Annotated in this window: 23 protein-coding genes; 8 read left to right on the forward strand and 15 right to left on the reverse strand. The window is 75.3% G+C overall.

From position 1 onward, the window contains the following. Positions 1–371: 371 nt before the first annotated feature. The 10 genes from ECOMGDLI_RS15045 to ECOMGDLI_RS15090 all read right to left on the reverse strand — a co-directional run bounded on the left by ECOMGDLI_RS15045 (position 372) and on the right by ECOMGDLI_RS15090 (position 8,660). A complete protein-coding gene (locus tag ECOMGDLI_RS15045) occupies positions 372–1,190 on the reverse strand; it encodes a GntR family transcriptional regulator (protein WP_198954879.1) in 819 nt (272 codons plus the stop codon). Beyond that, positions 1,183–1,965 carry a 3-oxoacyl-ACP reductase FabG gene (gene fabG / locus ECOMGDLI_RS15050; protein ID WP_088317635.1) on the reverse strand — a complete coding sequence of 261 codons (783 nt, stop codon included), beginning with the start codon at positions 1,963–1,965 and terminating at the stop codon, positions 1,183–1,185. Before fabG ends, ECOMGDLI_RS15045 begins: the two co-directional genes overlap by 8 nt. Positions 1,966–2,021: 56 nt before the next feature. Next, on the reverse strand, positions 2,022–3,119 hold the full coding sequence (locus ECOMGDLI_RS15055) for a phosphotransferase enzyme family protein (protein ID WP_088317636.1): 1,098 nt from the start codon (positions 3,117–3,119) through the stop codon (positions 2,022–2,024). Continuing rightward, positions 3,116–3,790: a microcompartment protein gene (locus ECOMGDLI_RS15060; protein WP_088317637.1), complete on the reverse strand. Its 675-nt coding sequence runs from the start codon at positions 3,788–3,790 to the stop codon at positions 3,116–3,118. The genes ECOMGDLI_RS15055 and ECOMGDLI_RS15060 overlap by 4 nt, the downstream gene beginning before the upstream one ends. Before the next feature lie 52 nt (positions 3,791–3,842). Then, on the reverse strand, positions 3,843–4,130 hold the full coding sequence (locus ECOMGDLI_RS15065) for a BMC domain-containing protein (protein WP_088290839.1): 288 nt from the start codon (positions 4,128–4,130) through the stop codon (positions 3,843–3,845). Between the two features lie 62 nt (positions 4,131–4,192). Next, positions 4,193–4,477: a EutN/CcmL family microcompartment protein gene (locus ECOMGDLI_RS15070; RefSeq protein WP_088317638.1), complete on the reverse strand. Its 285-nt coding sequence runs from the start codon at positions 4,475–4,477 to the stop codon at positions 4,193–4,195. Continuing rightward, the gene (locus ECOMGDLI_RS15075; RefSeq protein WP_088317639.1) at positions 4,477–4,932 is read right to left on the reverse strand and encodes a hypothetical protein; all 456 of its coding nucleotides are present in this window, start codon (positions 4,930–4,932) and stop codon (positions 4,477–4,479) included. The genes ECOMGDLI_RS15070 and ECOMGDLI_RS15075 overlap by 1 nt, the downstream gene beginning before the upstream one ends. Next, positions 4,929–5,546 carry a BMC domain-containing protein gene (locus tag ECOMGDLI_RS15080; protein WP_088317640.1) on the reverse strand — a complete coding sequence of 206 codons (618 nt, stop codon included), beginning with the start codon at positions 5,544–5,546 and terminating at the stop codon, positions 4,929–4,931. The genes ECOMGDLI_RS15075 and ECOMGDLI_RS15080 overlap by 4 nt, the downstream gene beginning before the upstream one ends. Positions 5,547–5,556: 10 nt before the next feature. Further along, complete coding sequence (locus ECOMGDLI_RS15085; protein ID WP_088317657.1) at positions 5,557–7,092, reverse strand: aldehyde dehydrogenase family protein; 1,536 nt, start codon at positions 7,090–7,092, stop codon at positions 5,557–5,559. Between the two features lie 74 nt (positions 7,093–7,166). Then, positions 7,167–8,660, reverse strand: a complete 1,494-nt coding sequence (locus ECOMGDLI_RS15090; protein WP_088317641.1) for an aspartate aminotransferase family protein — start codon at positions 8,658–8,660, stop codon at positions 7,167–7,169. Positions 8,661–8,978: 318 nt separating this feature from the next. Here ECOMGDLI_RS15090 and ECOMGDLI_RS15095 point away from each other — a divergent pair, with 318 nt between their 5' ends. From ECOMGDLI_RS15095 to ECOMGDLI_RS15120, 6 genes are all read left to right on the forward strand, one after another. Continuing rightward, positions 8,979–10,574 carry an APC family permease gene (locus ECOMGDLI_RS15095; protein ID WP_198954880.1) on the forward strand — a complete coding sequence of 532 codons (1,596 nt, stop codon included), beginning with the start codon at positions 8,979–8,981 and terminating at the stop codon, positions 10,572–10,574. A 127-nt stretch (positions 10,575–10,701) separates the two neighbouring features. Then, on the forward strand, positions 10,702–11,139 hold the full coding sequence (locus tag ECOMGDLI_RS15100) for a heme-binding protein (RefSeq protein ID WP_088317643.1): 438 nt from the start codon (positions 10,702–10,704) through the stop codon (positions 11,137–11,139). After that, positions 11,136–13,367, forward strand: coding sequence for a propanediol/glycerol family dehydratase large subunit (locus tag ECOMGDLI_RS15105; protein ID WP_088317644.1), 2,232 nt, complete (start codon positions 11,136–11,138; stop codon positions 13,365–13,367). The genes ECOMGDLI_RS15100 and ECOMGDLI_RS15105 overlap by 4 nt, the downstream gene beginning before the upstream one ends. Beyond that, on the forward strand, positions 13,364–13,720 hold the full coding sequence (locus tag ECOMGDLI_RS15110; protein ID WP_088317645.1) for a diol dehydratase small subunit: 357 nt from the start codon (positions 13,364–13,366) through the stop codon (positions 13,718–13,720). The genes ECOMGDLI_RS15105 and ECOMGDLI_RS15110 overlap by 4 nt, the downstream gene beginning before the upstream one ends. Further along, a complete protein-coding gene (locus tag ECOMGDLI_RS15115; protein ID WP_088317646.1) occupies positions 13,717–15,417 on the forward strand; it encodes a diol dehydratase reactivase ATPase-like domain-containing protein in 1,701 nt (566 codons plus the stop codon). The genes ECOMGDLI_RS15110 and ECOMGDLI_RS15115 overlap by 4 nt, the downstream gene beginning before the upstream one ends. Further along, positions 15,414–16,424 (forward strand): GNAT family N-acetyltransferase, encoded by a 1,011-nt coding sequence (locus tag ECOMGDLI_RS15120; RefSeq protein ID WP_088317647.1) that lies wholly within the window; start codon positions 15,414–15,416, stop codon positions 16,422–16,424. Before ECOMGDLI_RS15115 ends, ECOMGDLI_RS15120 begins: the two co-directional genes overlap by 4 nt. A 1,028-nt stretch (positions 16,425–17,452) precedes the next feature. Here ECOMGDLI_RS15120 and ECOMGDLI_RS15135 read toward each other — a convergent pair. Genes ECOMGDLI_RS15135 through ECOMGDLI_RS15145 form a run of 3 tightly spaced genes read right to left on the reverse strand, consistent with a single transcriptional unit; the run spans position 17,453 to position 20,504 of the window. Then, the gene (locus ECOMGDLI_RS15135; protein ID WP_088317650.1) at positions 17,453–17,974 is read right to left on the reverse strand and encodes a hypothetical protein; all 522 of its coding nucleotides are present in this window, start codon (positions 17,972–17,974) and stop codon (positions 17,453–17,455) included. Beyond that, complete coding sequence (locus ECOMGDLI_RS15140; protein ID WP_088317651.1) at positions 17,974–19,029, reverse strand: patatin-like phospholipase family protein; 1,056 nt, start codon at positions 19,027–19,029, stop codon at positions 17,974–17,976. Before ECOMGDLI_RS15140 ends, ECOMGDLI_RS15135 begins: the two co-directional genes overlap by 1 nt. Then, on the reverse strand, positions 19,026–20,504 hold the full coding sequence (locus ECOMGDLI_RS15145; RefSeq protein ID WP_088317652.1) for a wax ester/triacylglycerol synthase family O-acyltransferase: 1,479 nt from the start codon (positions 20,502–20,504) through the stop codon (positions 19,026–19,028). The genes ECOMGDLI_RS15140 and ECOMGDLI_RS15145 overlap by 4 nt, the downstream gene beginning before the upstream one ends. A gap of 77 nt (positions 20,505–20,581) precedes the next feature. On the opposite strand from ECOMGDLI_RS15145, the gene ECOMGDLI_RS36300 reads away from it, so the two are divergent. After that, on the forward strand, positions 20,582–20,713 hold the full coding sequence (locus ECOMGDLI_RS36300; protein ID WP_255395990.1) for a hypothetical protein: 132 nt from the start codon (positions 20,582–20,584) through the stop codon (positions 20,711–20,713). Further along, a complete protein-coding gene (locus tag ECOMGDLI_RS15150) occupies positions 20,710–22,032 on the forward strand; it encodes a hypothetical protein (protein WP_088317653.1) in 1,323 nt (440 codons plus the stop codon). The genes ECOMGDLI_RS36300 and ECOMGDLI_RS15150 overlap by 4 nt, the downstream gene beginning before the upstream one ends. A gap of 24 nt (positions 22,033–22,056) precedes the next feature. Here ECOMGDLI_RS15150 and ECOMGDLI_RS15155 read toward each other — a convergent pair whose 3' ends face one another. Together ECOMGDLI_RS15155 and ECOMGDLI_RS35940 are read right to left on the reverse strand one after the other, a co-directional pair. Beyond that, complete coding sequence (locus ECOMGDLI_RS15155) at positions 22,057–22,899, reverse strand: VanW family protein (protein ID WP_088317654.1); 843 nt, start codon at positions 22,897–22,899, stop codon at positions 22,057–22,059. A 75-nt stretch (positions 22,900–22,974) separates the two neighbouring features. Beyond that, positions 22,975–23,874: an HAD-IA family hydrolase gene (locus ECOMGDLI_RS35940; RefSeq protein ID WP_088317655.1), complete on the reverse strand. Its 900-nt coding sequence runs from the start codon at positions 23,872–23,874 to the stop codon at positions 22,975–22,977. Between the last annotated feature and the right edge of the window lie 45 nt (positions 23,875–23,919).

Consider the following 23,919-nt stretch of genomic DNA (forward strand, 5'->3'; position numbering starts at 1 on the left):
TTCTTGGCATCGACTACAAAGCACGCTGTTGAGTTCTCAAGGAACAGACGCACCACGAATCCACCCCCAGCGGGGGCGGTTCCATCGGGGCAACTCTCCTACCTTAGCCGCGGGGTTTTGCTCGGTCAAATCGGCTTCCCGACCCGTCCTCGCCGTCCCGCTCGCTCCGGCATGCAGAACATTACCCGCTCCCGGGGGGTGCTCTTGACACGTCCCGGCAACATGGGCCTCCGTGAGGCCGTCACAGCGGGTCACCACGCGCGGGACGTGCCCGAAAGTCGTTGCGGCACAACGCTTCTCGGGGCCGAGCAGTTTTCCAAGATTTTTTGCACCGCCGGCCGCGACCTCTTGCGCACGGGCCGGACGTCTGCCTACCGGGGCCTGCGGACCCGTCCGGAGGCCTGCTCACGGGCCCCGGCGGACAGCGCCGTCCCGCGCGGTCCGCGCGTCCGCACCGTGATCGCCGTCCGGTCCGCGCGGAACAGGTCGTACGAGAACTCCAGAGGGACCCCGTCCTCGTCCCGCGTCGTGCGGGTGATCGCGAGCAGCGCCGCGCCCTGGGCCGTCCCGAGCACGGCCGCCTCGTCGCCCGCGGCCTCGACGACCTCGATCTGCTCCTCGGCCTCTGCCGGCTCGACGCCGTAGCGGGCGGCGAGCAGCTCGTAGATCGAGCCGCCCAGGCTCTGCTCGAGCAGGTCGGGGAACCGGGCCGCCGGGAACCGGGCGTGCTCGAGCGAGATCGGGGCGCCGTCCGCGAGCCGGATCCGGACGACGTCGTGCACGTACGCGCCCGGGGCGACCCCGAGGGCGCGGGCCGTCACCGCGTCGGCGGCGACCACGGCCGCGGAGAGCACCCGGGTCCCGGCGAAGAAGCCCTGGTCGCGCAGCAGCGCGGGCAGGCCGACGATCCGCGAGAGGTCGCGCGACACCTTGGCCGCGGTGACGAACGTGCCGCCGCCCCGGCCCGGGGTGCGCCGCAGGAAGCCCTGCCCCTCGAGCGCGGAGAGGGCCTGCCGCAGCGTCGACCGGCTCACGCCGTACTCCACGGCGAGGTCACGCTCCGCGCCGAGCCGCTCTCCCCCGCGCAGGTCACCGGACCGGATCCGCTCGAGGAGCCGGCGGCGGACGTCGTCCGCGGCGGGGCCGAGCGGTTCCGGCGGCAGCCCGACCGCGGGCCCGTCGTCACGCACCCTGGAGTGCCTCCAGGGACTCGGGGAGCACCTGTCCGCCGTCGACGACGAGGGCCTGCCCCGTCACGTACGCCGCCTCGTCGCTGGCGAAGAAGAGCGCCGCGTAGCCGATGTCGTCGACCTCGCCGAGCCGCTTCATCGGGATCGAGGCCTCCATCGTCGCCCGGTACGAGGCTCCGAGGTCGGCGAGCCCCTCCGTCGCGATGTTCCCGGGGAGGACGGCGTTCACGGTGATCCGGCGCGGCGCGAGCTCGATGGCCGCCGTCCGCATGAAGCCGAGCTGGGCGGCCTTGCTCGCCCCGTAGTGCGACCACCCGGGGAAGCCGGTGACCGGCCCCGTGATGGACGACGTGAGGATGACCCGGCCGTGCCCGGACGCCGTGAGGTACGGCAGGCAGGCCTGGACGGCGAACATCGTGCCCTTGACGTTCGTGCCGAAGACCGAGTCCATGTCCGCCTCCGTCATGTCGGCGAGCTTGGCGTCCGGGAAGATCCCGGCGTTCGCGCAGAGGACGTCGATGCCGCCGTGCCGGCTCACCGCGGCGTCCGCGGCGGCGCGGTTCCCGTCCAGGGTCGCGACGTCCGCCAGGACGTAGGAGACGGTGCCCCCGCCGAGGGCGGTGAGCTCGTCGGCGCAGGCGCGGGCCGTGGCCTCGTCCCGCCCGACGACGACGACGTTCGCGCCCGAGCGGGCGAAGACCCGGGCGATGCCCTTCCCGATGCCCTTCGTGCCGCCGGTGACGACGACGGTGCGGCCCTCGACGGAGCTGAACATGTGCGGTCCCTTCGCGGTGCGGTCGATGACGGGTCGGAGGCGGGTGGTGGTGCGGTTCAGGGCACGGTGCGGACGACGGGCGGCCGGGACAGGTACGCCTCGGCGAGGTCGCACGAGACGGCGGTGTACTCCTCCCCCATCTCCTGGGCGAGGTCGGTGTCGGAGTGCGAGCCGATCCAGGCGACGAGCAGCAGCCGGCGCAGGAGCACGAACGTCGGCAGCTCCGCCTCCTCGGCGGCGGACAGCGGCGCCACGGTCCGGTAGCCGCCGGCCCACGCGTCGATGAGCTCGGGGACCCGCGGGTCGTGCTCGATGAACGACAGCGAGGACCCCAGGTCGTACATGAACCAGCCGAGGCCGCAGTCGTCGAAGTCGATGACCGTCACCCCGGAGGAGACGTCGTCCGGGTCGACGAGCAGGTTCGCCAGGCGCATGTCCGCGTGGACGAGGCCGAACCGGTCCGGCCCGTCGCCGAAGGCGGCCAGCCGGTCGCGCAGCGCGAGGTCGAGCCGACCGAGGACCTCGAGCTCGGCGGCGCCGACCGCCATGCCGTCCTGCCAGCGGCCCCAGTGGCCGCGCGGGCCGATCGAGGTCTCGTAGTCCCAGCGGAAGCGCGTGAACGACGCGGGCCGCGCCCAGCTGCGGGCGTGCAGGTGGAGCCGGGCCGTCACGGCGCCGAGATCGCGGAAGTCGTCGACGAGCCGCTCCCCCGCCGGCTCGGCACCGGGGCACCAGGCGAACCGGACGGCGTGCCGCTCCTCGCCGTCCGGGTGCCGGCCCGCGACGACGAGCGAGCCGTCCCGGGCGGGGAGCACCTCCGGCGTCCGGACGACGTCGTCCGCGCGCAGCGCACCGACCCAACCGAGCTCGCTCTCGATCGCCGCGCGCGAGTGGTAGCCCGGCCGGTGCACCCGCAGGACGCTGCGGACGCCGGTCGCCGGGTCGTCGACCGCGTACGTCGCGTTCTCGCTGATGTTGAGCAGCGTGAGCGTCGCGGCCGGGTCGACGTCGTGGTGGGCGAGGGCGCTGCGCGCGATGTCCTCGAGCCGCGCCCGCTGCGCCGGGTCGCCGTCCGGGGTCCGGGTCGTCACCAGCTCGCCGGCCGTCTCCTCGTCCGGCTCGGGGACCGTGCCGCCGGGTCCTGCACCGCTCATCCGTCCGTCCTTCCGTGGTCGGGCCTGCCGTGGTCGAGCGCGGAGAACACGTCGTCGATCGCGGCCCGGGCCCGCGCGACGTCCCGGGGGGTGCCGCCGAGGTAGAGCCGGCCGGCGGCGCCGATCATCGACACGTCGACGAGGGTGACCCCGGGAGCGGCCCGCTCGGCCTCGTTCGCGGCGAGGGCGGCGAACAGGGCCGGCGTCACCTCGTGGACGAGCAGCGACTGGCCGGGCAGCAGCATCGACGCCTCCCGGGTGCGGTTGACGATGACGGCGTGGGTGTCGCTCACGTCGTCGATGACGTCGGAGTAGAGCACGTCGGGGGCCAGCCCGTCCTGGCTCCCGGCGCCGATCCCGTCGAGGATCGCCCGGCTCGCCGCCTCGACGTCGGCGAGCCGGTCCCCGTGCACCTCGAGCACGCCGAACTGCCGCTCGACGAAGAGGATGCCGGGCTCGACGGCGGGGGCCGCCCTCAGCGCGAGGTCGGCGATCCGGTGGATCGCCAGCCCCGGTGCCACCTCGACGAAGAGCGCGTGCTGCCCGGCGTAGGGCGGGTAGCCACGCGCCCGCGTCGGGGTGCCCAGCCACGCGGCGAACTGCGGCTGCAGGTCCTGCAGCAGCAGGTGCACCCGCAGCTGGGTGGGACGCCGTCCGGTCGGTGTGCTCATGGCCTCACGGGATCGTCGGTGGTGTCGGGAGCGGTCGTGCGGGCCGGACGCGTCAGTCGTCGGCGCCGGTCACCGTGAAGTGCTTGCCGAGCTCGGCGTGCGGGCGCGGGATGACGTGCACGGAGACGAGCTCGCCGACCTGGGCGGCGGTCTCGGCGCCGGCCTCGGTCGCGGCCTTCACGGCGCCGACGTCACCGACGACCGTGATCGCCACGAGGCCGTCCCCGACGGTGTCGCGGCTGACGATGACGACGTTCGCGGCCTTGACCATCGCGTCGGCCGCGGCGAGCGCGGCGACGTAGCCCTTGGTCTCGAGCAGGCCGATCGCGGTGCTGGACATGGTTTCTCCTCGGGTGTCGGTGCAGGGCGTGCCGGCCGGGTCCGGACGGCGGGTCGTACGGGTCAGGGCAGGTCGTCGGCCGGCGGCTCGTCGATGGAGCCGATGACGAGCGCGTCGATGGGGGGTGCGGGGCGGTTCGCGGACGACGGGCCGCCGGAGGTCTGGAACCACGACGCCGCGACGGAGCCGGTCGCGACGAGCACGTGCTCGCCGATCCCGGTGCCGAGGACGTCGAAGGCGACGAGCCGGCCGCCGCCGTCCGCCTCGACCTCGAGGAAGGCGCCGTTCGGGATCTCGGCCAGCCGGCGCGTCGCCCAGACGTTGCCGACCACACGTGCACGCAGCATCAGTGCCTCCCTGCATCGGTGTTGGTGGCGGGGTCGCGGACGATCTCGACCCCGGCCGTGCGGGCCCGGTCACGGGCCAGCGGTGTGACGACCGCGCGCGGTCCGACGACGATCCGCCGGCCGGCGGTCTCGGCGGCGCGCACGTGCCGCTCCGTCACGGCGCCGCGGTCGACCCGGTGCGTGCCGTTCTCCGCAGCAACGGTGGCGGACGTGGCCGCCCGGCCCGCCGGGCCCGCGACGAGCCGGAACGTGACCCGGCCGGCGCGGACGTCGTCCCCGAGGTCGAGCACCCGGGCGGCGAAGGCGGCGAGGTCGGCGTCGTCCGTGACCCGGACGTCCTCCACCCGGGCACGCCCGGCCCGGGCCTGGACGACCCCGGCAAGCATCTCGGGCAGCACCTCGCGCAGCGCGTCGCGGACCAGCGCGCGCAGGTCGTCGCCGTCGGCGTCCGTCACCGGCGTCCCCCCGCGAGCGCACCGGCGAGGGCGGCCTCGGCCGCCTCGGCGGCCTGCCGGACGTCGGCCTCGCGGCCGGAGAGGTAGACCCGGCCGGTGGCGCCGAACATCCGGTAGTCGACGACCTTGATGTCGGCGGCCTTCTCGGCCTCGTTGACCGCGAGGATCGCGTAGGAGGCGGGCTGCATCTCCAGCACGAAGAGGCTCTCGCCGGCGAGCGCCATCGAGCCGATCTTGTTGCGGTTCACGAGGAACGCGTGCTGGTGATCGAGCGACGTGACGATCCGGGACGCGAGCACCTGCGGGGCCGCGGCGTCGGACGCGAGCGCGCCGAGGGAGTCGAGGACGGCGGACGCCGCCGCCTGCACCTCGTCGGTCGACCCGTGCACCTCGAGGTAGCCGAACTGCCGCTCCACCATGAGGATCCCGGCCTGGACGCGGGCGTGCTTGAGGGCGACGTCGGTGAGCGGCTCGATGTCGAGCCCTGGGGCCACCTCGACGACCTGCGCGGCCATCCCGCGCCGGGGCAGCGAGCCGCGGACCCAGGTGCCGAGGTAGCACATCGTCTGCGGCTGCAGCTGGTCGATGAAGATGAAGGACCTCAGGTCGGCCATGTCGTCGCCCTCAGCCCTCGACGATCCGGCGGAGCTCCGCGACGACCATCCGCCGGACCTCCTCGCGCAGGTCCGCGGACTCGGCGCTGAGCGGCTCGCGGGGCACGGCCGGGACGCCCGCGCCGGCGGCCCGCAGCACGTCCGCGGCCTCCGAGGTGTTCGACGCGTGCGGGTAGGCCGGGACCGGGCCCGTCGGCGGCGCCCAGACCGATCCGGTCGCGGCGGTGACGTCCGGCATCGTCACGGCGGGGTCGGCGTTCCACGCGAGCCTCGTGTGGTTCACGAGGTGCCGCGGCTCGAGGTTCTCGCCGACGCTCGACCGGCCGAAGAAGCCGGTGCCGATCGTCATCGTCGGCGCGAGGTTCGTCTCGAGGCCGGAGCCGCCGAGGCTGGCCCCGGTGTTGACGCTGACCCGCAGGACGCGGACGGCGGCCCCGAACGCGAGGATCGTCGCCGGGTCGGTCGAGTGCACGGCGGCCGAGTGGCCGGCCCCGCTGATCCGGAGCACGGCGCGGGCGGCGTCGATCCCGCTGCGGGCGGTCGGCACCCGGACGAGCCCCAGCACCGGGCAGAGCTTCTCGTGGGCGAGCGGCTCCTCCGGGACGACGAGGTCGAACGGGGCCAGCAGCACCCGGGTCCCGGCCGGCACCCGGACGCCGGCCCGGCCGGCGAGGGTCACGGCGTCCCGGCCGACGCAGGAGGTGTCGAAGACCCCGCCCGGGAAGAGCAGGTCGCGCACCCGGTCGCGCTCGTCATCGGTGAGCAGGTGCGCGCCGGCGCGGCCGAGGGCCTTGACGAAGGCGTCGGCGACGGCGTCCTCGACGAGGAGGACGGACTCGTTCGTGCAGAGCACGGAGTTGTCGAAGCTCTTGCTGTCGACGATCCGGCGGGCGGCCGCGGCGAGGTCCGCCGTGGCGTCGACGAGGACGGGCACGTTGCCGGGGCCGACCCCGATGGCCGGGTTGCCGCTGCGGTACGCGGCCCGCACGACCTGGACGCCGCCCGTCGCGACGACGACGTCGGTGCGCTCGTCGGTCATGAGGGCGTTGAGGAGCGGGACCGACGGCTCCCCGACCCACTGGACGCAGCCGTCGGGGGCACCCGCCGCGACCGCCGCCTCGGCCATGACCCGGGCGGCGTCGGCGCACACCGAGCGCGCCAGCGGGTGCGGGCAGACGACGACCGCGTTGCGGGTCATGAGCGAGAGCAGGATCTTGAAGTAGACGGTCGCGACCGGGTTGGTCGACGGGGTCAGGGCGAGGACGACGCCCGCGGGGCGCGGGATCTCGACGATCTTGGACTCGTGGTCGACGCGCACGCTCACGTAGTCGTGGCCGGCGTAGGCCTCGAGCAGGCCGGTCGAGCACGCGAGGTTCTTGAGCCGCTTGTGCTCGGCGACACCGAAGCCGGTCTCCTCGACGGCGCGCCGGGCGAACTCGTCGGCGTGCGCCGCGCCGGCCGCGGCCGCGGCGCGGACGACGCGGTCGACCGTCGCCAGGTCGTAGCGGGCGAACGCGCGCGCGGCCCACTCGGCCCGCTCGAGCATCGCCCGACCGCGGGGGACCCCGGCGGGTTCGGTGAGGACGGCGTCCCCGAAGGGACCGTCGAGCAGCCCGCTCGTCACCGGGTCACCGCCTTCCGGACCGGGACCGTCGTGCGGACGGGGACCCGCCGCCCGTTCCGCGTCGTGACGTACGCGCCGTCCGCGTCGGTCGAGACGCCGGACGCCGCGGGCGGGACCGGTGCCGCGGCGGCGGTCGCGGTCCCCGTCGTCCGGCGGGCCGGGGAGCCGCCTCGCCAGCCGTCGCGCGCGGCGTCGTCCCGCGCCCGCCCGATCGCGGTCGCCGTCCGCATGAGCAGCTCCTCGCACTGGTCGGCGCTCAGCAGGATGCCGGGCTTGTACTGCAGGACCCGCGGGTCGAGCGTCGAGAAGATCGCCCAGACGCCGCCCTCGTAGAGCCGGCGCATGACGTACGTGGCGCCCTGCGGGTGGTCGAACTCCAGCCCCATGACGACACCGTTCTGCCGGATGCCGACGAACCAGTCGGGATACGTCTGCTGGATGTCGCGCAGCCCGCTGCCGACGGCGTCGGCGATGTAGTGGACCATCGAGCGGGTCTCGGGGCGGTCGCAGATCTCCAGCGCCTTGAGCGCGGCGATGCAGCCGAGCTCGGCGCCGCCGAACGTCGAGATGTGGCCGAAGCCGTCCTCGGTGAGCCAGCCGGCGCAGCGCTCGCTGAGCAGGACCGCGGCGATCGGGTACATCCCGCCCGAGATGCCCTTGCCGGTGACGAGGATGTCCGGGTCGATGCCGTGCTTCGTGATGCCCCACAGCTCACCGGTCCGCATGAGACCGGTCTGCACCTCGTCGGCGATGTACAGCGCGTCGTACCGCTCGCACAGCGCCTTGACCGCCTCCAGGTACCCGGGCTCGGGGAGCGGGAAGCCGTACGTCGCGGGGATCGTCTCCATGATGACGGCGGCGACGTCCCGGCCGCGCAGCGCGTCCTCCATCGCCGCGAGGTCGTTGAAGGGGACGTGCGGGAACTCCTCGGGGCGGTCGGCGAGGAACAGCTCGGAGAAGCGCTCGTCGCCCGTCGCGACGGCCAGCCCGGTGTGCCCGTGGTACGCCTTGATGATCGAGACGATCTTGCGCTTCTTCGTGACGTGCCGGGCGGTCTTGAGCGCGATGTCGATCGCCTCGCCGCCGCCGGAGCCGTAGACCACCTTGGTGAGGCCCGGTGGCGCGGAGCGGACGAGCGCCTCGGCGAGGGCCGTGCGGGCCATCGACGGGAAGTGGTGGTTGCCGATGTCGAAGTGCCCCATCGCGGCGGTCACCGCACGGACGACCTCGGGGTTGCGGTGACCCAGGTTGTACGTGCCGCCGTTGAGGTGGACGTCGATGAGCCGCTTGCCCGACATGTCGTAGAGGTAGTACCCCTCGCGCCGGTCGATGACGAGGTCGACCCCGGTGCCCATCCAGAAGCGGGTCTTGCCGGGGTTCCAGAACTTCTGCGACTTCGCCAGGACCTCGGCCTTGCTCGAGAACCCGAGGTCCTCGGCCGCCGCGGAGAGGTGCTCCCCGGCGCCGGTCCCGCCCGTTCCGTCCGCCATCGGCTGCTCCCGCCCGTCCGGTCCGTCCGCGCCCCGCGACGCGGAGCCAGAGCATACCGAAAAGCCATACCAGAACAAGCCCTTCGGTCTGGACCGGTCACGGACCGTGGCAAACCCCCGCTTTCACGCAGTCACAGGCGTCTCAACAGGGGTTACGTTCACGTAAATCGTCCACGACGGCCGACTCGTTCACGCCGAACCCTTGAAAATGGTCACCGCTTTGGTGCACCGTTCGGCTTGTCCACGGACATCATCACGCCGCACGAGTGGACCACTGTGCGCTGCACCGTTCCGGCCCGCCCCCACCTAGGAGCCCGCGTGACGACACAAGACCCCGCACCCACAGCCGTGCCCGGTGACCACCGGGTGAACACCGGCCTCAAGGCCGGGGCCATCGGCCTCGTCTCGGTGCTCTTCATGGCCGTGGCCAACGCGGCCCCGATCACCGCCATGAGCTTCAACGTGCCGATCGCCATCGGTTACGGCAACGGCCTGGGGGCCCCGGCGGGCTTCCTCTTCGCGACCGTCGTCCTCACGTTCTTCACGATCGGCTTCGTCTCGATGTCGAAGCACATCACGACGACCGGTGCGTTCTACGGATTCATCTCGCACGGCCTCGGCCAGGTCGCCGGCATGGCGTCGGGCCTGCTCGCGACCGTCGCGTACGTGATCTTCGAGGGCTCGCTCATCGGCGGCTTCGCGTACTTCGCGCACGACGCGGTGAAGACGTCGTTCGACGTGAACATCCACTGGATGGTCTTCGCCCTCGCCGGTGCGGTGCTCATCGGCGTCCTCACCTACTACTCGGTGACGCTCACCGCGGCCGTGCTCGGCGTGACCCTCGTCAGCGAGGTCGTCCTGCTCGCGGCGCTCGGCATCTCGGTGCTCATCAAGGGCGGCCCGGACGGCTACATGTTCGGCGACACCGTGCCGATCGCGCCTGCCTTCGGCGACCTCGACGCCGCCGCCTTCGGGACGGCCGCCGCCGCCGGCACCGCCGCCATCGGCATCTTCTTCGCGTTCTGGTCCTGGGTCGGTTACGAGACCACCGCCGTGTACGGCGAGGAGTCGAAGGACCCGGCGCACATCGTCCCGCGGGCGACGCTCATCGCGGTCGTCGGCCTCGGCCTGTTCTACACGTTCATGTCGTGGATGGTCATCGTCGGCCAGGGCAAGACCAAGGCCGTCGAGTACTCCATCAGCGCGGCTCCGGTCGACCTGTGGCTGACCCTCGTCAAGGACAACCTCGGCGGCGTCGCGCTCGGCCTCTACAAGATCCTCCTCGTCGTCGGCTCGTTCGCCTGCGCCATGGCGTTCCACAACGCCGCGTCGCGCTACATCTACGCCCTCGGCCGGGAGGCCCCGTGGGCCGGCGTCCGCAACACCGTCGGCTCGACGACCGCGGCGCACCAGTCCCCGGCCTTCGCGTCGTGGATCCAGACCGGCATCACCGTCCTCCTCACGGTGCTGTTCTTCCTCTTCACCGCGGTGTCGGTGCCGGACGCGAACGGTGCCCCGGTCGACACCCCCGAGCTCGTGCCCTACGTCAACCTCTACGGCATCCTGGCGCTCATCGGGACGGCGATGATCCTCATCGTCCAGACGATCTGCTCGGCCGCGGTCATCTCCTACTTCTTCGTGAAGAAGGTGCACCCGGGCAACGTCGTCTGGTCGCTCGTCTGCCCGCTCATCGGTGGCGCCGGCATGGTCTACGCGCTCTCGCTGCTCTGGCAGAACCGGGAGTTCGCCGCCGGTCTCGGCGCCGGCTCGAAGGTCTTCACCTTCATGCCGGGCTACATCGTCGTGACGCTGGCGCTCGGTATCGGCTACGCGCTCTGGCTGCGCTCGGCGCACCCGGACACGTACTCCGAGGTCGGCCGGACGGTCCTCGAGGAGGCGCACGAGCGCGCCTGACAGCGCACCGCGCCGGGACGCCCGGCGCACGCGCCCGCCGACGACCGGCGGGCGGGTCGGTCGCCCCCCGTCCTCCGACCTGCCCGCCGGTCTTGGCGTCTCCACCCCTCGTCCGAGAGGCTGCACCATGGCTCGTCTCACCCTCACCGTCGTGGACCTCGAGCTCGCCCGCCGGATGTGCGAGGCCGCCCGCACGACGGCCGGCCGGCTCGGGGCGCTCGTCTCCGTCGCCGTCGTCGACGCCGGCGGCCACCTGGTCGCCTTCGAGCGGATGGACGGCGCCGAGATCGCCGGCCCGACGCTCGCCCGCGACAAGGCCTACACCGCCGTCGCGCACCGGATCGCCACCTCCGGGCTGGGCACGCTCGTCGCCCCGGGCGGCGACCTCGTCGGGATGCACTCGGCGGACGGCGGCCGCTACGTCTGCTTCGGCGGCGGGCTGCCGCTGTGGTCGGGCGGACGCGTCGTCGGCGGGGTCGGCGTGAGCGGCGGCACGGCCGACGAGGACGAGGCCTGCGCCGAGGCGGCGGCCGCGCTGTTCCTCGTGGAGGAGACGCAGCCATGACAGCGGGTCGGCTGGGGCGCTTCCGGTTCATGGACCAGCAGCGGGTCAACCTCGACGGGTTCGCCGTCGAGGACGCCGCGCTCGGGCTCGTCGCCTTCGGCTCGCCGGACGACCCGGAGCCCTCGCTCGTCGTCCGGGACGGCCGGGTCGTCGAGCTCGACGGCAGGGCCGAGGCGGACTTCGACGTCGTCGACGAGTTCGTCGCCCGGCACGGGATCGACCTCGACGTCGCCGACGAGGCGATGTCGACGCCCGACCTCGCGCTCGCCCGGATGCTCGTCGACCCAGGGGTGCCGCGGGCCGAGGTCGTCCGGCTCGTCGCGGGGACGACCCCCGCCAAGCTCGCCCGCGTGCTGACGCTGCTGCGCCCGGCCGAGCTGACGATGGCCATGACGAAGATGCGCGCCCGCCGGACGCCGTCCAACCAGGCGCACGTGACGAACCGCAGCGACGACCCGCTCCTGCTCGCCGCGGACGCCGCCACGGCGGCCGCGTTCGGGTTCCGCGAGATCGAGACCACGGTGCCCGTCGCCGGGGACGCCCCGAGCAACGCGGTCGCGGTGTCGGTCGGCGCCGCCGTCGGGTCGCCGGGGGTGCTCGTGCAGTGCAGCGTCGAGGAGGCGACCGAGCTCGCGCTCGGGATGCGCGGCCTCGTCTCCTACGCCGAGACGGTCTCGCTGTACGGCACCGAGCAGATCTTCGTCGACGGCGACGACACCCCGTGGAGCAAGGCGTTCCTCACGAGCGCGTACGCCTCGCGCGGGGTGAAGATGCGCGTCACGAGCGGCGGCGGCGCCGAGGCCCTCATGGGAGGCGCCGAGGGCCGGTCGATGTTCTACCTCGAGGCCCGCTGCGTCGCCCTGGCCCGCGCGATCGGCGCGCAGGGCGTGCAGAACGGCGGGATCGACTCCGCGTCCGTGGCCGGTGCGGTGCCGCGCGGCGTCCGCTCGCTCATGGCCGAGAACCTCATGGTCATGGCCCGCGGGCTCGAGGCGTGCACCGGCAACGACGCGCTCATGAGCGAGTCCGACGTCCGGCGGACCTCGCGGACGATGCCGATCTTCCTCGCGGGCACGGACTTCGTGTGCAGCGGGTTCGGCTCGATCCAGCGCTACGACAACATGTTCGGGCCCTCGCAGTGGAACGCCGAGGACATCGACGACTACCTCGTCATGCAGCGCGACTGGGGCGTCGACGGCGGCCTGCGGACGGCGGAGCACGACGACGTGGCCCGGCTGCGGCAGCGCGCGGTCGAGGCCGTGCAGGCGGTCTACCGGCACCTCGGCCTCGCCGACCTCGACGACGTGTGGGCCGCGCAGGCGGTCGACGCGGCGGGCTCGAAGGACGTCCCCGCGGCGGACCTCATGGCCCCGCTCACGGCGTCCCGGATGATCACCGAGACGGGCCTGACGATGGTCGACGTCGTCGCTGCGCTCGACGTCTGCGGCTTCGACGAGGAGGCCCGCCGGCTGCTGCGGCTGCTGCGCGCCCGGGTCGCCGGCGACTACCTGCAGACGGCGGCGATCTTCGACGAGGACTTCGGCGTGCTCTCGCTCGTCACCGACCCGAACGACTACGCCGGGCCAGGCACCGGGTACGAGCCGACGCCCGCCCGGCAGGCCCAGATCGACGCCGTCCGGCAGCAGCGCTCGGTCGCCGACCTGCGCGCCGAGCAGGCGCACGGGGCGAGCGACCGGCTGCGGGTCGTCGGCCCGGCGGCCGCGGGCTCCGACCCGCGCGACGTCGTCATCGGGGTCTCCCCCGCCGTCGGCCGGGCGATCTGGACGACGCTGTCGGGACTGGCCGTCGTCGACGTCCTCGACGAGCTGCTCGCGGGCCTGGAGGAGGAGGGCTGCCGGGGCCGGATCGTCCGGGTCAACGACACGATCGACCTCGGCCTCGTCGGGCTCACCGCCGCCCGGCTCGCGGGCTCCGGCATCGGGATCGGGCTGCAGGCCAAGGGCACCGCGCTCATCCACCGGCGCGACCTCTCCCCGCTGGCCAACCTCGAGCTCTACAGCGTCGCGCCGACCGTGGACGGTCCGCTCTACCGGCTGCTCGGGTCGAACGCCGGCCGGCACGCGAAGGGTGCGACCCCGGAGCCGGCGCGCAACCCCTACTCGGACGAGGCGATCGAGGCGAGGTACCACACCAAGGTCGTCTCCCTCGTGGCCATCGAGCGGACGTGCAGCGGCACGACCCCGCCGGAGCAGCTGGAGCTCGCATGACCGACCCGCTGGACGCCGACGTGGACGCGCTCCTCGAGGGCGTGCGGGCCGCGACGGTGTCGATGGACGACTTCCGCATCACCCCGGACACCCTGCGGCACCAGGCCGGGGTCGCGCGGACGCACGCGAACGGCCAGCTCGCGGAGAACTTCGAACGGGCCGCGGAGCTCGTCGACGTGCCGGACGCCGAGGTGCTCGCGCTCTACGAGCTGCTGCGGCCGCGCCGGGCCACCGCCGACGAGCTCGAGGAGGCCGCGGCCTCGCTCGAGGCGCGCGGCGCCGTCCGCAACGCCGCGCTCGTCCGGGAGGCGGCGGCCGTCCACGCCCGGCGCGGGCTGCTCCGCACCCGGTGACGGCGGCCATCCCGGCAGCCGGTCCGGTCGCCGGTCCGGTCGCCGGGGCGGGCGTGGGCACGGTCGTCGCCGGGATCGACGTCGGGAACTCGACGACCGAGGTCGTCCTCGTCGAGGTCCTGGGCGACGGGCCACCACGGCCGCTCGCGCACGACCGGGCGCCGACCCGGGGCCGCAAGGGCTCCGCGGCGGCCGCGCGGGCCGCCGCGGACCTCGCGGCCCGGACCGCGCGCCGGGCGGGGCTCGTCGTCGGGGCCGCCGCCGTCGCGCCCCAGCGCGCGGTCGAGACCTCGACCGTCGAGGTCGAGCGGGAGCGTCCCGACGTCGCACCGCTCGTCGTCGCGGGCGGCCGGGCGCGGACCCCCGGCCGACCCGGGGTCGGGGCGGGCCGGCCGATCCCGCTCGGTGCCGAGCCGCCCGCCGCGGAGCCGGTCGTGCTCGTCGTCCCGCCCGACGTGCCGTTCCGGGACGCCGCGGCCCGGGTGACGGCGCTGCTCGCCGCGGGGGCACAGGTGACCGCTGTGCTCCTCGGTGCCGACGAGGGGGTTCTCCTGGCCGCCCGGGTGCCGGCGCTCCCCGACGGGGTGCCGGTCGCCGACGGGGCCGACACGGCCGCGGCCCTGCGCTGCACCCGGCTGCTCGTCGAGGTCGCCCCGCCGGACGGCGTGCTGCGGGCCGCCGTCGACCCGCTGCTCGTCGCCGCGACGTTCGCCCTCACCGACACCGAGCGGCCCGCCGCCCTCGGCGCGGCCCGGGTGCTCGCCGACGCCCGCAGCGCCGTCGTCGGGCTGGACCGGGCGGCGTCGTCGGTGCCCCGGGCCGAGGCGCCGGCGCGCGCCGAGGGCGACCGCGACCGCGACGGCGACCCGCTCGCGACCTGGCTCGTCGACCTCGACGCCGTCGTCGCGCACGTCGAGGGCCGCCGCGGGCCGGAGCCGTTCGGTGCCGTCCTCGCGGGTCTCGAGCCGGCGCCGGACGGCGGTGCGCACGACGTGAGCGGTGTCGTCGCGCAGGTGCTCGGGGTGCCCGTCGCCGTCGTCGCGTCGGAGGCGGCCGCGGCCCGGGCCGGTGCGCTCACGACGCCCGGTGTGCGGCCGGACGCCGTCGTCCTCGACCTCGGCGGCGGGACCCTCGACCTCGTGCTGCCGGACGCCGAGCACGTCGCAGCGGGCGCCGGCGAGCTCGTCACCGCGGCCGTCGCCCGGCTCGCCGGCTGCTCCCGGGGCGCGGCCGACTGGGTCAAGCGCGGTCCGTCGTCCCGGCTGGAGGGCCCGCACGTGCTCGTCGGCGAGGACGGCGAGCGGCGCTTCGTCGACCGGCCGGCGCCGTCCGACGCGGTGGGCAGCCTCGTCGTCCCCGGACCGGCCGGGCTGCTGCCCTTCGCCCGCGGCCTGGACCCGTCGCAGTGGCGGGCACTGCGGCTGCGCGCGAAGCGGGTCGCCCTGGGGGACAACGTCTCCCGCCTCGTCGCGGCCGCGGGCCGGCCGCTCGCCGGGCGCGACGTCGTCCTCGTCGGCGGCGTCGCCGGGGACGCCGAGCTGCTGCGGGTGCTCGACACGGCGTTGACCGGCTGCGCCGTCGGCCGGGCGGACGTCGCGGGCGGCCGCGGGACCGGTGCGCTCGGGCACCGGTGGGCCGTCGCGTACGGGCTCACGGTGCTCTCCACGGACGGCACCCGGGGCAGACTGGGGACATGAGCGACGTGCAGATCCGACGGGCCGCGCCGGACGACTGGCGGCTCGTCCGCGCGGTGCGACTGGCCACGCTGCGGACCGACCCGGCCGCCTTCGGGTCGACGGCGGACGACGAGGCGGGGCGGCCCGAGCAGGACTGGCGGCACCGGGTCGAGGCGTTCACGTGGTTCCTCGCCGTCGACGAGGCGGGCGGCGAGGCGGGCGGCGGACCGGTCGGCGTCGTCCGGACGGGGACCGAGGACGGCGCGGCCGACGGCGAGCGGATGCTCGCCTCGCTGTGGGTGGCCCCCGGGCACCGCGGCACCGGGCTCGTCGACCGGCTCGTCGACGCCGTCGCGGCCGACGCGCGGGCGGCCGGGGCGCGGTGGCTCACGCTGTGGGTCATGCGCTCGAACGCACGCGCCCGGGCGGCGTACGAGCGGCTCGGGTTCGTGCCGGTGCCGACGCCGGCCGCGCAGTCGGGGCACGAGTGCGCGGGCGAGGTGCGGCTGGGGCTACGGCTCGCGCCGCCGGCGGACGTCGCCGTCCGGACGATCGCGGCGGCGGACGAGTGGCAGGTGCTCCGCGACGTCCGGCTCGAGGCCCTGCGCACCGACCCGGACGCGTTCTACTCGACGTACGCGGCGGAGGCGGCGTACGACGAGGCGCGCTGGCGCGAGGGGGCGGCGCGGGCGTCGATGCGGGTCGCCGTCGACCCCGGCACCGGCGACGTCCTGGGCTGCCTCGGGACGTTCGAGGAGGAGGGCGCACCGCCCGGCGGCCTGCACCTGTACGGGATGTGGGTCGCGCCGCGGGCCCGGGGCCGGGGCGTCGCCCGGACGCTCGTCGACACCGTCTGCGTGCAGGCGCGGCGCGACCGTTTCGAGCGGGTCACGCTGTGGGTCGTGCTCGCGAACACCCGCGCGCGGGCGGTGTACGCCGGCCTCGGGTTCGTCGAGGAGGAGCCGCCGCCCGGGGTGCACGACTACCGGCCCGAGGGCGAGGTCCGGATGGTGCGGCACCTGGCCTAGTCACCGCCACCGCCGCCCCCTCCGTCGCCACCGCCCCCGTCGCCACCGCCGCCGTCCGACCAGCCGTCGTGGCCCCCGGAGTGGCCTCCGGAGTGGCCCACGCCGGCGTCGACCGCACCCAGGCCGCCGGAGTCCAGGCCCCCGAGCCCGTCGAGGACGTGGTGCCCCGGGCCGTGGTGGTCGTCGTGGTCGTGGTGGTGCCCGTCGTCCTCGCGCCCGGACGACCCGGCGCCGGAGACGAGGAAGGGGTACGTGTCGACCGTGTCGACGCCGGCCGCCACGGTCCGGCGCAGGTCGACGAGGACGGCGACGAGGCCGGGGTCGGCCAGGGCGAGGACGCCCAGGCCGCCGAGCGCCGCGACCGCGGCGGCCGCAGCGGCCGGGTCGGCGTCCCAGCCGGCGGTGGGTCCTCACCGACGCCGGGNCTCGGGGGCCTGGACTCCGGCGGCCGGGCGGCGGCGCGCGCCTGCTCGACGGCGTCGCGGGACTGCGCGGCGAAGGACCGCCCGGCGTCGGTGAGGACCCAGCGCCGGCCCGGCAGCATCCGGCGCCGCACCTCCTCGGCGAGCCCGGCCGCCACCAGCGCGGGCCGGACGACGCCGCGCAGGTAGCCCTGCCCGTCGGTGTCGACGGTGAGGCCGCCGGTCCAGTCGGCGACCCGCACGCCCTCGCGGCCGTCGGCGTCCGGGACCCCGACGCAGGCGTCGAGGGCGGTCCGGGCCGGGCGCAGCACGGCGGGCAGCGCGGCCTCGGGGGTCGGGCCGGCGACGAGCAGGTGCTCCTGCCGGGGCTCCCCGCGGCGGCCGGGCACGAGCCGCGCCTCGAGCCGCAGGGCACCGCGGGCGAGGGCGTCCACGAGCGCCGCACGGACGACGTCCGGCTCGTGCGGGCGGCCGTCGGCGAGCAGGACGGCGTACTCGGGGGCGGTGTACCGGCCGGTGGCCCGCGCGAGGTCCGGCGGCGGGGTCCAGGTCATGATCCGAGCCTAGGGCGCCGGCGCCGCGGCGTCCTGCGCCCGGCCCGTGCGCTCAGACGAGGTCGGGGATCTCCGTGACGTCGTACCAGAGCAGGTCGTTCGCCTCGGCCTCGTCGAGGGCGAACTGCGCGTCGTCGTCGCCCGCGTCCGCGGCCGGCAGCGCGGCGACCGCCGCCTCGACGGTGCCCTCGACGCCGGCCTCGTCGACGTGCACGCTCGCGACGCCCGCGAGCGTGACGTCCGCCGCGACGAGCACCTGCGAGCGTCCGCCGCCGGCCGGGCGGACCGAACTGTCCGGGACGTCGGCGGCGAGGACGACGCGCCGGCGCGGCGCGGACGGGTCGGCGGCGAGCAGTCGCAGCACGGCCTGCGCGGCGTCCGTCATCGCCGTGAACTCGAGCTCCTCGAGGTCGCCCTCGACGTACCACTCGCGGACCGCGGGCGTCACCGCGTAACCGACGAGGGCGGCGGCCGCGTCGTCGTGCAGCGGCTTGGCCCACTCCCCCGGGCGCAGCGCGCCGTCCGAGTGGGCCGCCGCCAGCAACGGCAGGGTGACGGGCAGGTAGACGCGCATCAGCCGGCTTCCTCCAGGTGCGCTCGCACGGAGCCCCCGTCGTGGTCCGGGTCCGGACCCGTCGGGTCGACGTCCTGCTCCTGCTCCCGGACGGGGGCGGGCAGGTGCTGCAGCGGCTCGGGGTCCCCGAGGGCCCGGGTCGACGTGAGGAGCGAGGTCTCCAGGACGGTGCGGCGGCGCTCGACAGCCATGAGGTTGGCGCCGATCGCCTCGAGGTCCTCCGGGCCGGGCCCGACGACCGTGACGTCGGTGCCGCCGGCGTGCACCTTGGCGACCTCGCGCAGGCAGCGCCGGGTGACCCGGCCGCGCCAGCGCCGCTCGGCCAGGGCCCGCCAGTGGGTCGGGCTGTCGAACGCGAACGACACCATCGGCGCGAGGACGAAGACCTCGTCGAGGCCCAGCCCCGCGGCGAGGTCGACGTTCGTCGCCGAGCAGGCACCGCCGTCGACGTAGCGGCGGCCGCCGATCGTCACCGGGGCGTACCAGCCGGGGATCGCGCACGAGGCCATGACGGCCTCCGCGAGGTCTGCCGGTGGTGCGCCCGGCGCGCCGAACGCCGTCCGGCGGCCCGACTCGTAGTCCATCGCGACGGCCCGCACCCCCGGGTGCGCCGCCCAGCCGGACGGGACGAGCGCGCCGATGAGCCGGCCCACGGCGTCGAGCCGGCCGCGGCCCTCGGGCAGGAACGCCGACAGGACGGCGGTCGGCGGGAGCCGGCGCAGCCGCCCCACGTTGTGGGTGAACAGGCCGGTGCTGCCCGGGGTGAGCCGCGGGAACGGCGGCAGCGGGCCGCCGGTCGAGGTGTCGTAGTCCCAGTCGCTGTCCGCGAGCGGGCCGGACGTCACCGGTTCGCCGAGCTGGTGCGCCCGCAGCTCGTCGACGCTCACGCCGGCACCGAGCATGGCCGCCATGACCGAGCCGGCCGACGTCCCGATGATGACCTCGGCGTCCCGGGCGTCGACCGAGTGCACCTGCTCGAGGGCGGTCAGGGCACCGACCATCCAGGCGCCGCCGAGCACCCCGCCGCCGCCGAGGACGATCCCCCAGCGGGTCACCGGGCCGACTCCCTGAGCTCGGCGAGCGACTCCCTGATGCACTGCGCGAGGACCTCGAGGTCGGGCATCGCCTCGCGGTCGGCGTTGAGGCCGTAGTAGACGCCGCCGTCGTACGAGGTGAGACCGACCGCCAGCGACTGCGAGCGGGCCAGCGGGATGACCGGGTAGGTCGAGAGCATCCGGGCACCGACGACGTACAGCGGCTGCTGCGGGCCGGGGACGTTCGTGACGACGAGGTTGAAGAGGCGGTGCGACAGCCCGCTGGCGACCCGGGCCCCCAGCGAGTGCAGGGTCGGCGGGGCGAACCCCGCGAGGCCCGCGAGCGCCGGGGCGGCGACCGCCTGGCCGGCCTCCCGGTGGGCCTTGGTCTGGTACGCGACCTGGTGCACCCGCATGAGCGGGCTCGCCTCGCCGGTCGGCAGGTCGACGAGCAGCGAGCCGACCCGGCTGCCGACGGCCCCGGCGTCGCCCGGCTCGACGACCCGCATGCTCATGGGGACGAGCGCGCGGACGACGCTGGCCGGCTGCACCGAGGCGCCGCGGGTGAGCAGCCAGGCCCGCAGGGCACCGGCGAGGGTCGCGAGGACGACGTCGTTGACGCTCGTCGTCAGGGCGGGGACGGCGGCGGCGACGGGCACGTCCCGGCCGCCGGCGACCCGGCGCCGGCGGCGGTTCGCCGGACCGGCGAGGAGGTGGTTACGGATCCGGCGGTAGTCCTCGAGGTCGGTCGACACCATGGCGAACCGGCGGTGCTCGGTGACGTCCCGGTTCAGCGGGCTGCGGGGCAGCGAGCGGGTCGCCGACCGGGCGGTGAAGACGAGCCCGGTCAGCGCCTCGAACGCCTTGCCGGCGGTCTCGCGGGCGTCCCCGACGCCGGCGCGCACGGTGTCGACGACCGCCTGCGGCCGGCGGACGGCGTCCGCGACGGCCGAGACGACGAGCTCGACGGAGCTCGGCTCCGGGGACGGGCTCCACGTGTGCGTGGGCGGGGTCGGGTGGTCGGCGCTGACGTCGAGGACGACCTGGCCGAGGTCGACCGCGTGGACGCCGTCCACGAGCGCCTGGTGCACCTTGGTGACGACGGCGACCCGGCCGTCGGCGAGGCCCTCGACGAGGATCAGCTCCCAGAGCGGGCGGCCGCGGTCGAGCGGGCGGGCCTGCAACCGGGCGACGAGCTCGGCGAGCTGCTGGGGCGTCCCCGGCCGCGGCAGGGCCGAGCGCCGGACGTGGTAGCTGATGTCGAAGCGCTCGTCGTCCACCCAGACCGGGTTGCCGAGCCGGGCCGGGACCCACCGGACGCGCTGCCGGTACCGCGGGACGAGGGCGATCCGGGCGGCGACGTGCTGGACGAGACGCTCGAAGTCGAGCCCGCCGCGGGGCGGCTCGAGGATCATGACGCTGCCGACGTGCATCGGCGTGGTCGGCTCCTCGAGGTAGAGGAAGGACACGTCGAGCGGCGAGAGCCGGTCGGGCACGGTCGGACCTCCTTCCCCGGGGCGTCGGGACGCGACGGCTCGATCCTGCCACCTCGGACCCCCGTAGGGTTTGTCCCGTGCGTCCACCGCTCACCGTGCCGTCGTCCGCGTCCGGCCGGGCATCCGTCCACCCCGCCGCGCACGTGCCGGACGTCCCGCCCACCGTGCTGCCCGTCGTGCCCGCGGGCACCCGGGCCGCCGTCCGATGACCGTCGTCCTCGCGCACGGCATCGGCGGCCGGGAGGACCTGCCGCTGCCGCTCGGCTGGGCGGTCACGGGGGCCGCGGTCGCCGTCGTCGTCTCGTTCGTCGCGCTCGGCCTCCTGTGGCACGCACCGCGGCTGCCCGGGGCCGCGGCCGGCCGCCCGCTGCCCGGGTGGGCCGCCTCCGCGCTGGACTCGCGCGCGACGAAGGTCGTGCTCGCCGGGCTCGGGCTGGTCGCGACCGGCTGGACGCTGCTCGCTCTCGTGCTCGGGCCGGACGACGCGAACAACCCGGTGCCGTGGGTGGTCTTCGTGCTCCTGTGGGTCGGCGTCGTGCCGGTGTCGGTGCTCGTCGGGCCGGTCTGGCGGCGGGTCAACCCGCTGCGGACGCTGCACGCGCTGGTGAACCGGGCCGCCGGGCTCGACCCGGCCGAGGGCGTCCGCCCGCTGCCCGCGGGGATCGGCTGGTGGCCGGGGGCGGTGGGGCTCGGCGCCTTCGCCTGGTTCGAGCTCGCGTACGAGGACTCGACGACGCTGCCGGCCCTGCGCTGGGCGATCGGGCTCTACGCCGCCGTCCACCTCGTCGCGGCCTTCACGTTCGGCAGCCGCTGGTTCGACCGCGGCGACGCCTTCGAGGTGTGGTCCGGCCTCTACGCGAGGATCTCCCCGCTCGGCCGCCGGCCCGACGGGACGCTCGTGCTCCGGGCGCCGCTCGCCGGTCTGGACGCGGTCGCCCCCGCGCCGGGGCTCGTGGCGACGGTCAGCGTCATGCTCGGCTCGACGGTGTACGACGGTCTCTCCGGGTCGACGGTGTGGGTGTCGTTCGTGCAGTCGCAGCCGCTGTCGCGCACGCTCGTCGCGACGGCGGGGCTGCTCCTCACGATCGGCGCCGTCGCCGGCCTGCTCGTGGTGTGCGCGCTCGCCGCGGGACGGCTCGGCGGGGCGGACGACGTCCGTGCGGTGCCGGGGCTGCTCGCGCCGTCCGTCGTCCCGGTCGCGCTCGGGTACGTCGTCGCGCACTACTACTCGTTCCTCGTGCTCGAGGGCCAGAACGCCTTCGTCAAGCTCTCCGACCCGCTCGGCACCGGCGCGGACTGGCTCGGCACCGCCGGGATGCAGCCGAGCGCCGCGCTCGTGACGCCGGGGATCGTCGCGAACCTGCAGGTCGCGGCGATCGTCGTCGGGCACGTCCTCGGCGTGGTCGTCGCGCACGACCGGGCCGTGGCGCTGTTCCCGCGGGCCCGGGCCGTGATCGGGCAGGTCCCGCTGCTCGTGCTCATGGTGACGCTGACGTGCACGGGGCTGTTCCTGCTCTTCGCGGGCTGACGTCGCACGGCCGGGTCGCACCGGTCAGGGGCGCGGCCCCTCGAGGAACGGCTGGTACATGAGCCGGGCGTGGTTCTCGGTGAGCGGCTCGTCGGCGACGGGCGTGCCGTCGAGCGCGAAGACCCGGCGCCGCAGCACGTTGTGCCGGGTGAAGACGCCGGGGAGGTCGTTCGTCATGAGGTGGGTCTGCTCGTAGACCTCGTAGCGGACGACGGCCGGGGCGTCCGCGGTCCAGGCGCCGACGAGGTGGGTGCCGGTGACCCGCAGGGCCAGCCGGAAGGTGTCCGCCGTCCGGTTCTCGACCTGGAGGTCGAGCGAGGGCCACGCACACGTCGCGCCGCTGCCGAACGGCTGGGTGCGGCCGTTGTCGGGGAAGACGTCGTAGCTGTGCCGCCAGCGCTCGACGACGGTGAGCGGGGTGTGGAGGGTCATCCAGTAGAGGAGGTTCGTGCACTGGCACAGGCCGCCGCCGACGCCCTCGGCGAGCCGGCCCCGGTCGAGGACGAGCCCGGTCGCGAAGCCGCGGCGCCGGGTCGGCGGGCCGACGTGCGACCAGAACGAGAACCTGCCGCCGGGCGGCAGGACGAGGCCGTCGAGCCGGGGGGCCGCGAGCCGCAGGTTGACGACCTTGCCCTGCTGGAGCCGGTCCTCGAGCCCTGCGAGCCGGCGGAACAGCGGCGTCGTGTGCTCGGCGACGGGGTACGGGTGGTCACCGGCCGGCGCGGTCGTGAGCCGCAGTGCGCCGCGGTGCCGGAACCAGTCCAGCTCGCGGGTCGCACGGCGGACCGCCGGACCGGCGACGGGGCGGAGCGCGTCGCGCAGGCGCGCCGCCCGGCCCGACCCCGTGGATGTCGTCGCTGCTGGCATGGTCGTCCCCCGGTCCCGGCGCCGTGCACGCCGCCGTCCGGGTGACGCCGGAGATCGTCGGGAGGTTGCCCGCCGTCAGCGGAGCATGCGGTCGAAGAGGATCTCGAGCTCGCCGAGGGTCTCGTCGTACGTGCGGTGCAGGACGCCGACCATGCCGGCCGCCGCGGCCGCGCTGACGTTGTGCGGCAGGTCGTCGACCATGACGCACTCCCCCGGCTCCAGGCCGAGCAGCTCGACGGTGTGCCGGTAGATCCGGAGCTCGGGCTTGCGCATCCCGACCTCGCCGGAGATGACGACGACGTCGAAGAGGCCGTCCATCAGCTCGGTCGGGTACTCGTTGCCCCAGGAGTTCGACAGCAGCGCGGTGCGGACCCCGGCGTCGCGGGCCCGCCGGACGAGCCCGAGCATGGAGTCGTCGAGCCGCTCGAGGTCGCCGAGCATCCGCCGGGTCAGGCCGGGTGCGGCGACCGGTGAGCCCTGCTCGGCGAGCCGGGCCGCGAGGACGGCGTCGAACTCGGCGACCGGGAGCTCGCCGCGCTCGAGCCGGTGGACCGGCGAGTCGCCGGACAGCCAGAGCATCGGGGTGCTCCCGCCGTCGTCCTCCTGGCCGTTCTCGGGGCCGGGGCCGCCGGACTGCTCGACGTCGGCGACCGGGCCGGTCGAGCCGGGGGCGGGCACGGCGTCGCGGGACGGCAGGACGACACCGCGGCCGGGGCCGACGACGCTGCCCTCGAGCGCCTCGGTGGCCGGGCGACGGGGCCCGACCCAGGCCCGCATGACGTCCCGGAAGTGCCCGAGGTCGACGCCGTCGCGCTCGGCCCAGGCCGCCATCGCGGCGTCGAGGGGCGGGGTGAGGACACCGCCCCAGTCGACGACGAGGGCCTTGAGGGTGCCGGCCCACGCTGCCTGCGGGCGCTCGGCCGGGGCGTCGTGCGGGGTGCGGGCCGTCGTCGGGTCGGCGGGGGTGTCGGTCACGCGTTTCTCCTATGTCAAGCCGCAGCCGGCAGGGTGCCGGCAGCG

It is taken from the genome of Kineosporia sp. R_H_3 (genome assembly GCF_002198675.1).
In the GTDB taxonomy this organism is placed as follows: Bacteria; Actinomycetota; Actinomycetes; order Actinomycetales; family Kineosporiaceae; genus R-H-3.